Annotated in this window: 13 protein-coding genes and 1 pseudogene; 11 read left to right on the top strand and 3 right to left on the bottom strand. The window is 61.1% G+C overall.

Features of this window, described 5'->3' with window-relative positions; translation table 11 throughout:
- Window position 1 precedes the first annotated feature (1 nt).
- The 3 genes from dapA to M2367_RS19375 all read left to right on the top strand — a co-directional run bounded on the left by dapA (window position 2) and on the right by M2367_RS19375 (window position 3,258).
- The gene (gene dapA / locus M2367_RS19385; RefSeq protein WP_259237992.1) at window positions 2-889 is read left to right on the top strand and encodes a 4-hydroxy-tetrahydrodipicolinate synthase; all 888 of its coding nucleotides are present in this window, start codon (window positions 2-4) and stop codon (window positions 887-889) included.
- On the top strand, window positions 882-2,009 hold the full coding sequence (gene bamC, locus M2367_RS19380) for an outer membrane protein assembly factor BamC (RefSeq protein ID WP_157013878.1): 1,128 nt from the start codon (window positions 882-884) through the stop codon (window positions 2,007-2,009). The genes dapA and bamC overlap by 8 nt, the downstream gene beginning before the upstream one ends.
- Before the next feature lie 145 nt (window positions 2,010-2,154).
- A complete protein-coding gene (locus tag M2367_RS19375) occupies window positions 2,155-3,258 on the top strand; it encodes a phosphoribosylaminoimidazolesuccinocarboxamide synthase (protein WP_224432140.1) in 1,104 nt (367 codons plus the stop codon).
- 130 nt (window positions 3,259-3,388) lie between these two features.
- On the opposite strand, the gene M2367_RS19370 is transcribed toward M2367_RS19375, so the two are convergent.
- Window positions 3,389-3,991 (bottom strand): short chain dehydrogenase, encoded by a 603-nt coding sequence (locus M2367_RS19370; protein ID WP_259237987.1) that lies wholly within the window; start codon window positions 3,989-3,991, stop codon window positions 3,389-3,391.
- A 98-nt stretch (window positions 3,992-4,089) separates the two neighbouring features.
- Between M2367_RS19370 and M2367_RS19365 the strand changes: the two genes are divergently transcribed.
- The 4 genes from M2367_RS19365 to M2367_RS19350 all read left to right on the top strand — a co-directional run bounded on the left by M2367_RS19365 (window position 4,090) and on the right by M2367_RS19350 (window position 7,146).
- Window positions 4,090-4,989 carry a LysR family transcriptional regulator gene (locus M2367_RS19365; protein ID WP_259237985.1) on the top strand — a complete coding sequence of 300 codons (900 nt, stop codon included), beginning with the start codon at window positions 4,090-4,092 and terminating at the stop codon, window positions 4,987-4,989.
- 163 nt (window positions 4,990-5,152) lie between these two features.
- Window positions 5,153-5,791 carry a DUF2057 domain-containing protein gene (locus M2367_RS19360; protein ID WP_259237984.1) on the top strand — a complete coding sequence of 213 codons (639 nt, stop codon included), beginning with the start codon at window positions 5,153-5,155 and terminating at the stop codon, window positions 5,789-5,791.
- Window positions 5,792-5,905: 114 nt separating this feature from the next.
- On the top strand, window positions 5,906-6,343 hold the full coding sequence (locus M2367_RS19355; RefSeq protein WP_259237981.1) for an HIT domain-containing protein: 438 nt from the start codon (window positions 5,906-5,908) through the stop codon (window positions 6,341-6,343).
- A gap of 98 nt (window positions 6,344-6,441) precedes the next feature.
- Entirely contained in the window at window positions 6,442-7,146 is a 705-nt protein-coding gene (locus M2367_RS19350) for a DUF3334 family protein (protein ID WP_042040320.1), read from the top strand.
- Between the two features lie 96 nt (window positions 7,147-7,242).
- Here M2367_RS19350 and M2367_RS19345 read toward each other — a convergent pair whose 3' ends face one another.
- The gene (locus tag M2367_RS19345) at window positions 7,243-8,229 is read right to left on the bottom strand and encodes a DUF2860 domain-containing protein (RefSeq protein WP_259237978.1); all 987 of its coding nucleotides are present in this window, start codon (window positions 8,227-8,229) and stop codon (window positions 7,243-7,245) included.
- Window positions 8,230-8,550: 321 nt separating this feature from the next.
- Between M2367_RS19345 and arcB the strand changes: the two genes are divergently transcribed.
- From arcB to M2367_RS19325, 4 genes are all read left to right on the top strand, one after another.
- The gene (gene arcB, locus M2367_RS19340; RefSeq protein ID WP_259237977.1) at window positions 8,551-10,866 is read left to right on the top strand and encodes an aerobic respiration two-component sensor histidine kinase ArcB; all 2,316 of its coding nucleotides are present in this window, start codon (window positions 8,551-8,553) and stop codon (window positions 10,864-10,866) included.
- Window positions 10,867-10,870: 4 nt separating this feature from the next.
- Window positions 10,871-12,244 carry a dGTPase gene (gene dgt, locus M2367_RS19335; protein WP_259237974.1) on the top strand — a complete coding sequence of 458 codons (1,374 nt, stop codon included), beginning with the start codon at window positions 10,871-10,873 and terminating at the stop codon, window positions 12,242-12,244.
- A gap of 318 nt (window positions 12,245-12,562) precedes the next feature.
- A complete protein-coding gene (locus M2367_RS19330) occupies window positions 12,563-12,766 on the top strand; it encodes a DUF1127 domain-containing protein (protein ID WP_005892507.1) in 204 nt (67 codons plus the stop codon).
- Window positions 12,767-13,067: 301 nt separating this feature from the next.
- Window positions 13,068-15,041: a methyl-accepting chemotaxis protein gene (locus M2367_RS19325; protein ID WP_259237970.1), complete on the top strand. Its 1,974-nt coding sequence runs from the start codon at window positions 13,068-13,070 to the stop codon at window positions 15,039-15,041.
- 189 nt (window positions 15,042-15,230) lie between these two features.
- Here M2367_RS19325 and M2367_RS19315 read toward each other — a convergent pair.
- Window positions 15,231-15,322 (bottom strand): annotated as a pseudogene (locus M2367_RS19315) (transcription/translation regulatory transformer protein RfaH); the annotation flags it as partial.

Raw genomic sequence — 15,322 nt, 5'->3', positions numbered from 1 at the left:
CATGTTACGCGGTAGTCTTGTCGCTCTTGTCACCCCTATGCTGGCTTCAGGTGAAGTCGATTGGGCCAGTCTGGCCCGTCTTGTCGAGTACCACGTGGCTGCCGGGACCTCGGCCATCGTCTCGGTCGGCACCACGGGGGAGTCGGTTACCCTGAGTGAGCAGGAGCATATCGCCGTTGTGGAAAGGACCGTGGCCCTGGCTGGCGGACGCGTGCCTGTCATCGCCGGTTGTGGCTCCAACAGCACGGCTCACGCTATCGCGCTCTCTCAACGTCTCGCCCAAACTGGCGTGGTAGCGGGTCTCTCTGTCACCCCTTATTACAATAAACCGACCCAAGAAGGTCTCTATCGTCACTATTGTGCGATCGCCGAGGCTAGTGGTCTGCCTCAAATTCTTTATAATGTGCCGGGGCGCACCTGTTGCGATCTCAAACCCGAGACAGTGGCTCGGCTGGCCAAGGTGCCGGGGATCATCGGCTTGAAAGAGGCAACCGGCGATCTGACGCGCACGCCGCTGCTGCGCGAGTTGTGTGGATCCGATTTTCTTCTCTACAGTGGCGATGATGCGACTGGATGTGATTTTATGCTGCAAGGGGGCGATGGGGTCATCTCCGTCACCACCAATATTGCGGCGGCCCAGATGGCCGACATGTGTCGTGCTGCCCTGACTGGCGATGCCGGTCTGGCCCATGACATCAACAATCGATTGATGCCGTTGCATCGGACTCTGTTCTGCGAGCCGAGTCCCATCCCCGTCAAGTGGGCCTGTGCCCGATTGGGATTGATAGCGACGGCGACCCTGCGTCTGCCGCTGACCGACCTCACCCCCGAGGGCAAACAGGCGATGACGCAGGCTCTGACGACTGCGGAGTTGATGGCGAGTGTTTAAAACAAACGGAAAGGGAAGTGCAGTGCGTCTGGCCATGAGTGTGGTGACCCTGGCCGTACTGGCCGGTTGCAGCTCACCGGCAGAACGCAAGATGGCCAACCGTGGTTTCGAGTATGAGGAAGCCCGCCTGGAAGGCCGCGCTTTCCTGATACCTGCCGGGTTGCAGAGCCCCGCCTTTAACAGCGATTTCAATATCCCCGCCCTGCCCGAGAGCAGCCGCGAAGGCGCCATTGGTGCCAAGGTGGACGTGCGTCCACCCGCCCAGTTGTTGACTGTGGTACCGGGTAGCCAGGTGGTGGCCAATGCGGCCGACCCCACGGTCTCTTTCTATGCCCTGAGCACCCAGCAGGATATTCAGAATGATACCTGGGCCTTCCTGATGAACTTCCTGGCCAAATACAAGGTCACTACCGAGACGCTGGATCGCCAGAGCGGTGTACTGGAGACCGGCTGGTTCGACAACACCTTGGCGCTCGATGGCTGGGGTGAGGAAGATGACGATTATCAGATCCGTCAGCGTTACCAGTTCGTCTTGAAAAATGATCTCCAGCGCCATGCGGTCAACATGTCGGTGAAGGTGGTCGATCATGAAGAGATCCTCGACGGTGAGACCACGACCAGCCTGACGCCAGCCGAGGCCAAACGCTACGCGACCCGCGCCCTGAACCAGTTCTCCCTCTATTACGACAAAGAGCTCAAGGCGCGCGAGCAGCACAAATCCAGCGATGGCATGGCGTTGCAGCTCGGTCTGGACAACAACGATTTGAGCGCCTGGATTGCCGGGGGATCCTTCGATCAGGTGTGGCGTCGCCTCAACCAGATCCTGCCTGGCTACGGTTTCGTCATCAAGGATACCCAACAGTCTCTGGGCTGGATCGACGTCGAGTATGACGATCCGGGCAGCGATTTCTGGCAAGCCAAGGGGGCTGAGCCCTTCAAGCTGGAGGAGGATAAATACCGCTTCCAGCTCGGCGAGATGGCGGGGGGCAAGACCTCCATCACCCTGTTCGACAAGGATAAAAAACCTGTGTCGTCCGGGACTATCTCCCAGATGTATATCAGTCTGTCCGAGGCATTCGCCAAGGCCCAGGCCGATCAAGCCGCAGCAACAGCAGAATAGAAACAGGGGCCTAGTGCCCCTGTTTTATTAGGTTAATCCCCTACAAACTGGGGGCTTGCTTGGTGCGTGTGTTTGGCTGGTCCCCAGCAACAGGGGCCTGGCATGTGTGTTTTATCAACCCCCACAACAGGAAGTGTTAAAAGCCATGAGTCTTGCAGATCAAGTATTGGCGGTGAATGACGATTTACCGATCCGTACCGATAAACCTGTCCATTCCGGCAAAGTGCGCAGCGTCTACTGGTTGACCCCGGCAGACAGTGCCCGGCTCATCAGAGAGAAAGGCTATGATGTGCCGGCCGATGCGCCGCTGGCCATCATGGTGATCAGTGACCGTATCTCTGCCTTCGACTGCATCTGGCAGGGGGTGGACGGACTGAACGGCGTACCGGGCAAGGGCGCGGCACTCAATGCCATCTCCAGCCACTGGTTCAAGTTGTTCAAGGAGAAGGGACTGGCCGACAGCCACATCCTGGACATCCCGCACCCCTTCGTCTGGATAGTGCAAAAAGCCCGTCCCGTGATGATCGAGGCCATTGCCCGCCAGTACATCACCGGCTCCATGTGGCGTGCCTACAAGAATGGCGAGCGCGAATTCTGCGGTATCACACTGCCGGAAGGTCTGAATAAGGATCAGAAGCTGCCTGAGACCCTGATCACCCCTTCTACCAAGGGTGTGCTGACCGGTCTGGAAGGGGTGCCCGAGGCCGATGACGTCAACGTCTCCCGTGCCGACATCGAGCGCCACTACCAGGGCTTCAACTTCAGCAGTCTGGATGACATAGATCGCTACGAAGTGCTGCTCAAGGAAGGCTTCAGTGTCATCAGCGATGCCCTGGCCGCGCTGGATCAGGTCTTTGTCGACACCAAGTTCGAGTTTGGCTACGTCCATGATGCCGAAGGCCGCGAAAAGCTCATCTATATGGATGAAGTGGGCACCCCGGACAGCTCCCGCATCTGGGACGGCCCGGCCCTGCGCGAAGGCGAGATCATCGAGAAATCCAAAGAGGGTTTCCGTCAGTGGCTGCTGAACCACTTCCCGGATCCGGACATCCTGCTCAACAAGCACCGCATGCCGGAACGTTTTGCCCTGGCTCGGGACAACAAATTGCCCACCGAGGTGATGATGGATATCTCCAACACCTACGTGGGTATCGCCGAGAAGATCATCGGCCACAAGCTGGTGCGCAGTGCCAATCCCAAGCAGGAGATCATCGAGGTGCTGCGTGAGCAGTACGGCCTGATCGACTGAGGCTACGCTTTTTTATCGCCGAAAAACAAACGTTTGCTGGTGATGAAAGCAGCCAGCTGATAAATGAACGGGCCCCATTGCGGGGCCCGTTTTTTATTGCTGATCTGGCTTGGCAGCGAGGCCGCAGGGATCAAGCATTGACCCTGAACACCTGGCCGGTCTGCACCCCGAGCACGGATTTCTGATAGGCAAGAGCCACTCGGGCGGCCGGCACGGGCTCGAAGCCGGGGAAGAAGGCTGCGTACTTATCCATCGACTCGGTCAACACGGTCGGGCTCACCACATTGATGCGCAGCCCTTTGGGCAGCTCGCAGGCGGCTGCCTTGGCGAAGTGTTCTATGGCGCCATTGATGGTGGTGGCACTGCTGCCCCAGTTGATGGGCTCTTCGCTCAATATGCCGCTGATCAGGGTGATGGAACCCCCTTCGTTCAGATAGGGAATGGCGGCGCGGGTCAGTTTGACTTGGCCCATCAGCTTGCTCTCCAGACCGAGTTGCCACTGCTCATCGGTCAGCTCGGTGAGAGGGGCGAAGGCCACATTGCCGCTGGCGACCACCAGGGCATCGAACTGGCCGATGCCTGCAAACAGGGCGGCGATGGAGGCACCATCCGTCATGTCGACGGTGGCATCTCCCTGGCTGCGGCCGACCCGGACAATCTCATGCTGAGTTGCCAGCAGGTTGCTGACGGCGGAACCGACTGTGCCACTGGCACCGACAATCACTATTTTCATGGCTGCACTCCTTGTTGGGATGTGTTGATAATAGCGCGCCAAAAAAGAAGAAAAAGCGCTTAAAATAAACCAATTGTTGTCATTTTGGAGTCAATTAAGTGGAGATAGGCCATCTATCGAGCTTCTATCAGGTGGTACTGAGGGGCAGTTTCTCGGCCGCAGCCGACGCACTGGGGGTGAGCAAAGGCATGCTCAGCCGCCATGTCAGCAGCCTGGAGCGCAGCCTCAATGCCCAGTTGTTGCAACGTACCACCCGCAGGCTCAGCCTGACCGAGGCAGGCAAGACCCTCTACCAGCAGGCGGGTCAGATCTTTGCCCTGGCCCAGCAGGCTGAGCAGGACATACAGGCACTGACGGAAGAGGACAGCGGCCGATTGCGTTTCACCTGCCCGGTCAGCACCGGAGACAGGATGGCGGCCGAGCTGCTTGAGCGCTTCGCGCGCCTCTGCCCCGGGGTGACGGTCGAGTTCAACTTCACCAATACCGCCCTCGACATGCGCCAGGGGGAACATGACATCGCCCTGCGTGCCATGGAGCGGATCCCGGACAATCTGGTCGCCCTCTCGCTGGGACGGCTCAGGGATGTGGTGGTGGCGAGCCCAGCCTGGGTGGCGGGCCATGGTCTGCCGACGACCCCCTATGAACTCGCCGCCCACTCCTGTTTGCTGCAAGATCATAATCCTGCCTGGGAGCAGTGGCATTTCAACAGGGAAGGGGAGGAGGTCAGCATACTGGTGCAGGGCCGGGTGCGCGCCAATCACTACAGCACCCTGGTGCAACTGGCGGTGGCCGACATGGGGCCCACCAAGTGCCCGTTGATGCTGGTCGAGCCCCTGCTGGATCGGGGCCAACTGAGCTTGCTGCTGCCCGACTGGCAAAGCGCGCTGCATCCCGTTCACATCCTCCATGCCCAGCAGCGGCGGGTACCGCGCAAGATCAAACTGTTCAAGCAACTGTTGCAGGCGTGGTTTCAAGAGCATCCGCACTATCTGGTGTGAGGGCGCTCAAGCGTTGGGTAAAACAGGGGGGATGAGGATATCCGCCGCACAGTGCGCAAATAGCAACCCCCCCGGCCAGATGGCCACTCCTGGCTGTTATCTGTCTGTCACAAAGGCTCGTTAAGGTAGCGGGCCATGAGTGCAACAGATAATGGATGACAGGATGAACAGAGCATGGGGCCTTGCCCTGTTATTGGGCGCAGGGTCATGGAGTGCGGCCGCGCTGGCCGAGATCAGGGTATCGGTGCCTGCGCCGTTTCAGCTGCTGGCGGTGCAAGAGGGCAAGATCCTCGATGAGCACAGCGCCACCCTGAAGGAGGGTGTCGCTCAGCTGCTGATCCGCTATGACGGGGTGGAAGAGAGCCGCACCAGCAGCGACAACGACACCCATCATCTTTCGGAGCCGCAGGTGGTTCGGGTCGAACGCCACAGCAGTCAGCTGCAACTGCTGCCGGATGTCGCCGCCGGTGCACTGAACAGTGGCGAGCAGATGGCCGCCTTTGCCAAGGCGCCCAAGCTTAGTCTGGATGATGGTCAGGGCCAGCCGGTCGCCTTCACTCAGGATGAGCTGGCCAGCCAGGGTCTGCAACTGGGCATCGATTGGCCCGAGCGCCTGGCCGATTACAACCGGGATGGCGGGGTTGCGGCGCTGGCACTGATCGCCCCGGCGCAGGCCGTGCAGGGGGCAAGCCCTCGGCCGCTGAGCGCCAGCGGCCTGGAGGCCCAGTTGCAGCAACTGTTCCTGCAGGCCGATCCGGCGCTGCGCAAGCGCTTCATCGGCTGGGCCGTTCCTCAGCTCTAGTGTCAGTGACGAGCAGGAGAGCGCGCTTGCCGTCCGCTCTCCTGCTTTCCTTGCCAAAGCGCATACAGTAAGGTGGGCCCACATCAGTGCCCCCTTAACCGCGCCGAGGTTTTCATGTTCGAACTGCATCCCCGCCTGGCCGCCGACACTCGAGTGCTCGGCGACTTGCCCCTGTGCCGTGTCTTGCTCGCCAAAGAGAGTCAGTATCCCTGGTTGATCCTGGTGCCCAGGGTTGCCGATCTGCGGGAAATCCATCATCTGGCTCCCCTTCAGCAGCAGCAGTTGATGCAAGAGTCCTGCGCCGTCGCGACCTTGATGGAGCAGCGCCTGCGCCCTGACAAACTCAATGTGGCGGCCCTCGGCAATCTGGTGCCCCAACTGCATCTGCATCATGTGGCGCGCTTCATCGCCGACAAGGCCTGGCCGGGTCCCATCTGGGGGGCTCACCCGGTCATCGCCTATGATCCACAAGTTTTGGCGAGCGAGGCCGATACATGGCGGACGGCGCTCGCCACCCTCGTCGATTTCACTCCGGTCAATGCTGATGAGTGACTCAAGAGGGCGCTGGCTCCCAGCCTGATGGCAAGGAGCAGTGCGCGCCGCCGAGTTGTGCTATAGATAAGCCCATTTTCGCCGTTCAGGAAGAGATCATGATAGTAACGAGAGCCGATGACGATACCGTGCTGACCACGGAAGATGTACTACTGAGCCTGTGCAACTCGGTCACCAAGGTGCTGAGTGCCGCCAGCCAGAGTCAGGTGCGCTTCTCCGGCATGGTGCAGAAAATAAGCAAGACCTGTCTCAAGCCCGACATCGGTTGCTTCGTGCTGTTCGACGGCGGTTTCTCCGGTTTGGTGGTGATCAACTTCTCTGCCGCCGCGGCCATGGAGCTCTACGAGAGCTACATGCTGAGCATGGGCCTCTCCAAGGCGGATCTCGCCATCTCCCACACCTCCGACGAGGTGAGCAACGTGATGGGGGAGTTGATGAACCAGATAGTCGGCAACTTCACCCACAAGGTGGGTCGCGATCTGGAGACTCACATCACCCAGAACCAGCCCAAGATGCTGGCCCTGAACAAGCAGGTGATGTTGAGCGTCGATACCAACCTGGATAATCCCGAGTCGCGCCGTGTCACCTTCTTCACCGCCCGCAACAACATCTTCTATCTGGAGCTGGCGATGGACAAGGCGGAGTTCATCCGTCTGCACAATGAGGGACGGGATCAGGAGGAGCTGAGCCCGGACGAGCTGATTGCCCTCACCAAACAGGGCCAGGTGGCGCCGCCGAGCGCCGCTCCCAAGGCCGCAATGGCCAACGATCATGACGATCTGCTCGACTCCCTCGGCCTCTAGTTCCGGGTTAGCGAGTGCTCGCCAGCATGGGCCGACCGCCCACCCCTGATGCAAGAAGGCCACCCCAGGGTGGCCTTCTTGCTATGAGCTCAGCACTCAGAAGTTGTAGAGCAGGCCGGCGCTCAGGGAGCTGGCGTTACTGTCATAGAAGCTGATGTCCGAATCGGCCTTGGCATAGCTGGCGCTCACCACTCCGGACAGGGGGGCGACCCCGAACAGCTGGTGCCAGAAGAATGAGCCACCGATGGCGAACTCTTTGGCATCGGCGCGTCGGCCAAAGATTGGCTGGACGGCATCGTAGTCACGCTGGCCCAGATAGAGGTTGCTGACCAGAGACCATTGGCTGCCCTTGACGCCATAGCTCAGCTGCACACCTGTGCTGTCATAGCTCTCGGCGCGGCCATCGAGATCCGCCTGCTTGTAGACCAGTGCAGGCTCGAGCAGCTGACCCGGGGCAAAGCGCCACAGGTAACCGAGTTCAAATGCATACTCATGACCGTTGCGATCCAGCTGCTGGGCGACATCGCGGCCATAGCGTTCGCCGCTGTGTTCGTTGTCGATATCAATCTTGCGCATCGTCGCCTTGCCGTTGAAATTCGAGCCCCAGATCTTGTCCCAGCTCAGACGCATGCCGCGGGAGCTGCGATCCGTAGTCTCTCTGTCTACCCCGGTGGCGAAGGGATCCTGCCACTGTTCGGTGGGCAGGGCACTGAACACGTAAGAGCCGGCGATGATGCCCTTGTCGCCAAGTTGCTGCCGCACCCCGAACTGCTGGGTGAAGTCGAAACGCACCGCATCCTGGATAAGGTTACCGAGGAACAACTGGGTACGGGAGTCGGCGAAGGTGTAACGCAGATCCGCATTGATCAGGGGGGTCAGGCCATCGGAGCGCTCGGCCGAGCCCAGGTTGTCGATGCGGTCATGACTGTCATGTCCCTTGTAGAAGTTGGATTCGTAGCTGCTGGCGTTGATGCCACCGAGCAGGAAGCCGGAGAAACCAGACTGTGCCGGGATCTCGATGATCTCGGCATGAAGGGGACCTGCGGCCAACAAGCCGAGACCGAGCAACAGACTCTTGTGCATTTCTCACTCCTCAAACGAGAACGTTTCAAACTAATAAGCGATGGGCATTATAGGGCGCTGATGGGCGGCTGTCTGCGCCAATGGAGGCTGTTTTGGCCGAGGCGTGGTGCCTGATTCTACTGAGTTTTTTGTCAGGTAAAGGGCGGGGGAGCCGGGCTCTTGCTTCCTCCGCGGGCTGACCAGGAGCAGATCGCCGCATGGACGCCAGTGGGGCTTGGCTCACAAAGGCGGGGGCGAGGCGCCATCCCCGCGAGGGAGGGCAAGCGTTCCGGCGTTGAGGCTGGTATTCTGGGAAGCGAATAACGGGGAGAAAACAACGAGATGAAGCAGATTAAATCCTGGGCCCAGTATTATGTGGATCTGATGACCAAGCTGGGACTGGTGCGATTCAGCATGTTCCTGGCGGCGGCCATCATAGTGCTGGCGGTTTCCATCCAGATGGGGGTGACCCTGTTTCTGCGCGGCACCATCGATGTGGTCGATCTGGTGCGCTCCGTCTTCTTCGGTCTGCTGGTCACCCCCTGGGCCGTTTACTTTCTCTCCATCGTGGTGGATCAACTCGAGGACTCCCGGCAACGGCTGAGCCGTATGGTGCGCAAGCTGCAAGAGATGCGCGAGCGCGACCTCGAACTCAACAGCCAGCTACAGGAGAACATCAGTCGTCTCAACGTCCAGATAGCCGAGACCAACCGGGCCGAGACTCTGCGCCAGCAGGCCATCGAAGATCTGGAGAACGAGGTGTTTCAGCGCGAGAAGGCCCAGCTGCACCTGGGGGAGCGCACCGCCCTGTTGCGATCCTTCATCGATTGCTCCCCGGATCTGGTCTATTACCGCAACGAGGACGAGCAGTTCTCCGGCTGCAATACCGCCATGGAGCAGCTCACTGGCCGGGTCGAGGCTGAGCTGATCGGTCTGACGCCATTTGATGTCTACAAGCTGGATATCGCCAATAAAGTGGTGGAGACCGACCGACAGGTATTCGCCACCAATGAACCCATGACCTATGAGCAGTGGCTCGAATATCCCGATGGCCGCAAGGCTTACTTCGAACTGCGCAAGGTGCCCTTCTTCGACCGTTTCGGCAAGCGGCTCGGCCTGCTCGGCTTTGGCCGTGACATCACCGAGCGCAAGCAGTATCAGGACAAGCTGGAGAAGGCGAGTCGCGACAAGACCACCTTCATCGCCACCATCAGCCACGAGCTGCGCACCCCCCTCAATGGCATAGTGGGCCTGAGCCGGATGCTGATGGACACGCCGCTCTCTCCCGCCCAGCACCAGCAGCTCAAGACCATCCACCTGAGCGCCGTGACCCTCGGCAACATCTTCAACGACATTATCGATCTCGACAAACTCGACCGGCGCAGGCTGGAGATAGTACCGACCCGCATTGACCTGCCCGCCTTCCTCGATGAGCTGGAGACCCTGTCGCGCATCCAGGCCGAGCAGAAGGGGCTCTATCTGCATTTCGACCGGGATGGCGACATGCCGCAGTTCGTCATGGCCGACGGAACCCGCTTGCGTCAGGTGCTGTGGAATCTGGTGGGCAACGCGGTCAAGTTCACCGACGAGGGGGGGGTGACCATCCGTTGCCTCGCCCATGAGGCCGAAGCGCCGGGCAAGCTGGCACTGCACTTCGAGGTGGAAGACACCGGCATCGGCATTCCCCGTCCCCAGCAGGAGAAGATCTTCGCCATGTACTACCAGGTGGAGGGGCAGAAGCATGCCACCGGCACCGGTATCGGTCTCGCGGTCTCCCGCCAGTTGGTGCAATCCATGGGCGGTCAGCTCTATGTGGACAGCGATGTCGGGGAGGGCTCCTGCTTCACCGCCGAGCTGGAGGTGGCCTGCGTCGAGCCGGTGAGCGAACCCGAGTCCCCCGACAGTGGTCTCACCCTCGACATACTGCTGGTGGAGGATGTCGAGCTCAATGTCACCGTCGCCTGCGCCCTGCTCGGTAAACTGGGGCATGAGGTCAAGGTGGCCCGCACCGGCAGTGAGGCCATCGCCATGGCCAATCCGGATGACTTCGATCTGATCCTGCTCGATATCCAGCTGCCTGACATGACCGGATTCGATGTCGCCAGTACCCTGCTGGACCAGTATGGCGACAGCCTGCCCCCCATGGTGGCGCTGACCGCCAACGTCACCGGCGATCGCCAGTATTACCTCGCGCGCGGCATGCAGGATGTGATCAACAAGCCGCTGCGCTCCCAGGCGGTGCGCGCCGTGATCGCGCACCTGTTTGCCGATCTGGCCGACGAGGAGGCTGAGGCCGCCACCGAGCAGACGCAGCAGAACGACTTGCTGGATCTGGGCTTTTTGACTGACTACGCCGACACGGTCGGCAAGCCGATCCTGCTGTCGAGCGTGGATCTGTTCGAGAAGATGATGCCGGACTACATGGCCGTGCTCGACTCGAACATGATTGCCAGGGATCAGGCGGGAGTCGTGGAGGAGGCCCACAAGATCAAGGGCGCCGCCGGCTCCATCGGCCTGCGCCGCCTGCAACAGCTGGCCCAGCTGATCCAGACCCCGGATCAGCCCGCCTGGTGGGAGAATGTGGAAGACTGGATTGAATCGCTGCGTCTTGCCTATCCCGGCGACATAGCCCGACTACGCAGCTGGCTGCAGGAGTGACCCCATGTACCAGACCCTGATCCCGGCCCTGCGCATCCATCCCCGGATCCTGCCTGAGGGGGAGGAGAGCCTGCTGGCGGCGACCGAGTTTGACAGGGCCCGCATCGTCCAGGCGGCGCCGGTGCGCCGCCTGCAGCAAAAGACTCAAGTGTTCCCTCTTGATGTCAAGGCCTCGGTGCGTAGCCGGCTGACTCACTCCCTGGAGGTGCAGGAGACCGGCCGCCAGATCAGTCGCCAAATTTTAGGGGCACTGCCCCTGGATGCCGTCTGCCCCTGGTCGTTTATCAATCTGGTGGAGATGGCCTGCCTGCTCCATGACGTGGGCAACCCGCCATTCGGCCATTTTGGTGAACAGGTGATGGGGCAGTGGCTCGGCGAACAGCTCGACCCTCTGTTTGCGACGGCCGTGGGGCAGGGGAGTGCACAGTGGCCGCTATTGCGCGCCGACCTGCTCGGCTTTGATGGCAATGCCCAGAGCCTGCGCCTGGTGCACAGCCTGCATGAGCTCAACCTGACCCTGGGGCAGCTGGCTGCCTTGTGCAAATACCCGGAGCAGCTCAGCCACGCCGGCGGCCAGGCCCAGCATCATGGCTGGGCGACCAAGCGCGGCATCTTCTTCAGCGAGCAACCCCTCTATGCACAGTTGAGCCTGAGCCTGGGGCTGGCCCCTGGCTGTCGTCACCCCTTGGTCTACATCATGGAGGCGGCGGATGACATCTCCTACTGCATCGCGGATCTCGAAGATGCGGTGGACAGGCGCATCCTCAGCCAGAGCGAGCTGAGGCGCGCCTTGGCGCGGGCCGACGAGGGGGAGTATATGCAGGCCTTGTTGCAAGAATCCCGACAGGCGCCCGAGGGGTTCTTCCCTCATTTCCGGCAGCGGCTGACCGATGATCTGGTGGCTCTGGCGGCGCAGACCTATCTGGCCGAGCATGAGGCTATCCTCTGCGGCAGTTACCCCCATGCGCTGCTCAGTGGTCAGGCACCGGCGGCCCGGGTGCTCGAGACCCTGAAGCAAGTGGCCCGTGAACAGGTGTTCATGCGCCCGGAAGTGGAGGCGCTGGAGCTCGAAGGCTACGCCGCCCTGCGTGGCGTGCTGTCGACCTACTCCTGCCTGCTGGCCTTGCCAGAGCCCCAGTTTGCCCGCTTGCTGGCAGGAGCAGGGGGGGCCGAGCTCTTCTTCGCCCGTCGCCTGTTCCACCGCTTGTCGGCGCGCCACCTCAAGGCATACCGCCTGGCGGTGGCAAGCTTGGATGCGCGTTTCCAGAGCCGCGCCGAGCAGGAGTGGTATTACCGGATGCGGCTGCTGCTCGATTACGTCAGCGGCATGACGGATACCTATGTGCTGGAGGAGTACCGGCTGCTCTCCGGCATCTGAGGCGGTCATCCCTGCAGTGACAGGCTGAAGTGGTCTCCCTCCCCAGATGGGGGTGAGGGCAAGGGGGACGCTTGAATTGAATCCGCTGCTTTTTTACACTCTCGACACTTGTTCCACTTTTCACGTTAAGGAGACGAATATGCAACATTCAATGTTCAACGTTGCGACTCGACACGGCACTGACCGTGTGTCCGTTCGTACCCTTTTGCCGCGTGGAGTGAGCAGGTAACACTGTCACTATTTATCACCCGCGGTTCTTCCGCCGGGTGAATTTCCCCGCTCTTCGGGAGAACTGCAACGTTCAAACGGAGAGATCATATGTCTATCGAACTGACCCTGCTGCGTGGCGCCGCGCGCCTCATCGAGTTTCGTATCACCCGTATCGAGCAGCGCCGTACCCTGCTCAATCTCTCACCCGCCCTGCTCAAAGACATTGGGTTGGAAGGAGAGGCCGTGCAGGTTTCCCACCTGCGTGAGCGGGAATACCAAACCGATTACCGGCTTGGGAATCGAATAACCTGATGGATGGGGGCCTTGCCCCCATCCCGGCTAACAGCGGGCCCCCGGGGCCCGCTTCGCCGAAAATCATTCTATCTTCCCCGGTGTTTTCCCTCATGAACCCCCACCATCGGTCCGATAAGTCCTGAAGGGCCACCTGGTAGCGAGTCCAGTGGCTGCCCCTGCCAGTTGTGACTGTGATAGTCTCGAACCTGGTTGGCAAGGAGCCGCCCCGCCATCAGCAGAGCTCGCTACAGGTAGCATCCGCTGGTCGCCAGACTCATCGACGCAGCGCTCAAGCGCTCTCCCCGGAACAAGGATGTTCATGAAAATTTCCGCAAAATTGTTACTCGCCTTCGGCTTCGTCAATCTGCTGATCCTGCTGTCAGCGGTACTCATTCATCATCAACAAAACAAGATCAGTGCCTCGGAACAGGCACTGATGCACCAGGCCCTGCCCGCCTTGCAGCGAGATGAGGCGAGTCAGAAGGCGCTGGTGGCCACCGTCTCAGCCCTGCGTGGTTATCTCATCCTCGGTGAGGATCCCGCCCAGGCACAGCGGCTCAAGCAGGAGTGGCAGGATGCCTGGCAGCGCATCGAGGGGCAGACCATGGCCCCGGCGCTGGGCGAGCGCTTGGCCGTCTTCAAGCTGAGTCAGCAGCAGCTGTGGGATCTGGCCCACACCGATGACAACTTGCCTGCCCATACCCTGATGCTGCAAGAAGCCGGTCCCCTGGCGGAGGCTGCCCTGGATCAGCTGCAATCCTTCACCAACGAGGAGGTGGCGAGCGAGGAGAGCCTGCTGCCCGGAGACAGACGCCGCCTGCTCAAACAGGTGGGGGATGCCTATAACGGTCTATCCAACGCACTCTCGGCGCTGCGTGATTACCTCATCTCGGGGGAGGCTGACTACCGTCAGAAGTATCAGGATTACTACCAGTTCCACCGCCAGCGGGTCGCGGAGATCGGGGGGCAGGCTGCCGACTTCACCGAGGCGCAGAAGAGGCTTTGGGGGCTGTTCGAGGAGATGTCGACCCCCTTCAGTGACCTGGTCGGGCAGGTGATCGCCAAACGTCAGGCACCGGACTGGAACAGAGCCAACTATCTGATGGCCAAAGAGATTGAGCCTGTGCTGCACGAGCTGGCCGGCCAGCTTGCGGATCAGGTCAGTCAGACCCATGCCGAGGTGGCGCGAATGGGGGCGCAGATGGATGGTGCCAGTAGCCGTATTCGCACCATGTTGATCGCCTCTACCCTGGCCGTCTTGCTGCTCAGCACCCTGGTGGCCTTCTGGCTCAGTCGCCATCTGACGGGGGACATCCGTCTGCTCGAGCGCCGTGCCAGTCTGGTGGCATCCGGCTGCCTGCCCGCCGAACCACTGCCGGTGCGCCGCCGTGATGAGCTGGGGGGGCTGACCGGTTCTCTGAACCAGATGTCGGCCCAGTTGCGCCAGCTGGTGGCCGATATCCAGGGCGCGGTCAGCCAGGTGGAGGGGGCCTGCGGTGAAGTGAGTCACACGACTCGCACCATAGTGGCGGATCTCGCCAGCCAGCATCAGCGGGTGGGCAATGTCGCCGCAGCCATTGACCAGATCTCGGTCACCAGCGAAGGGGTGGCGGGCAGCATTGCCCAGGCCGCCCGCGCCGCGGCGGATGCCGAAGTGCAGAGCCGGGCCGGGGATCAGGCACTCGGCCAGATGGTGGATACCATGGGCGCCATCGCCGCCATGATAGCCGAGGCCAATGACGCCATGATGCGGCTTAGCGCCCAGAGCGAGCAGGTGGGCAGAGTCACCGAGGTGATCGCCACCATCGCCGAGCAGACCAATTTATTGGCTCTCAATGCCGCCATCGAGGCGGCGCGGGCCGGTGAGCAGGGGCGAGGCTTCGCAGTGGTGGCCGACGAGGTGCGCCAGTTGGCCAGTCGCACCAGCCAATCCACCGCCGAAATCAGCCAGACCATCGCCAGTATCCAGCAGCAGACCCGTCAGACCGTGGCCACGGTGCGCGGTGGCACCCTGTTGGTGGAGGAGGGGAGCCGCGCGGTCGGCAGCGTCAGTCAGACCCTGCAGGGGGCCATCGGCCAGGTACAGGCGCTCTGCCTTCAGCTTGCCACCATCGCCACGGCCACTGAGCAGCAATCGCGCACCGCCCGGGAAGTGGCGGGCATCGTGGAGGAGATAGCCGGGCTCAGCGCCCAGTCAAGCCATCATAGCCAGCAAGGGGAGGCCATCGTTGCCCGCCTCGCTCAAGACACAGGGCGGCTCAGTCTGGCGATCAGCCGCTTCGAATTACAATGACTTGATCCACAACGAGAAGGCCCCGCAACCTGTCAGGTTGCGGGGCCTTGTTATATTGGCGGATCCTGTGCCCGCTGGGGCGCTATCAGTCCAGACGGCGAAAGGCCTGATTGTCGAAGCTGCTGCTGATTTCCTGGTTGAGCAGGCTGACCAGCAGAGAGGGTGCGCTTCTCACCATCGGGATTCATGTCAGTCCAGACGGCGAAAGGCCTGGTTGTCGAAGCTGCTGCTGGTTTCCTGGTTGAGCAGGCTGACCAGCAGAGAGGGTGCGCTTCTCGTCA

Source organism: Aeromonas sp. BIGb0445 (assembly GCF_024809075.1).
Taxonomy (GTDB): domain Bacteria; phylum Pseudomonadota; class Gammaproteobacteria; order Enterobacterales; family Aeromonadaceae; genus Aeromonas; species Aeromonas rivuli.
Note: the sequence above shows the minus strand (reverse complement) of the source record. Positions and strands in the feature narration are given on the sequence as shown.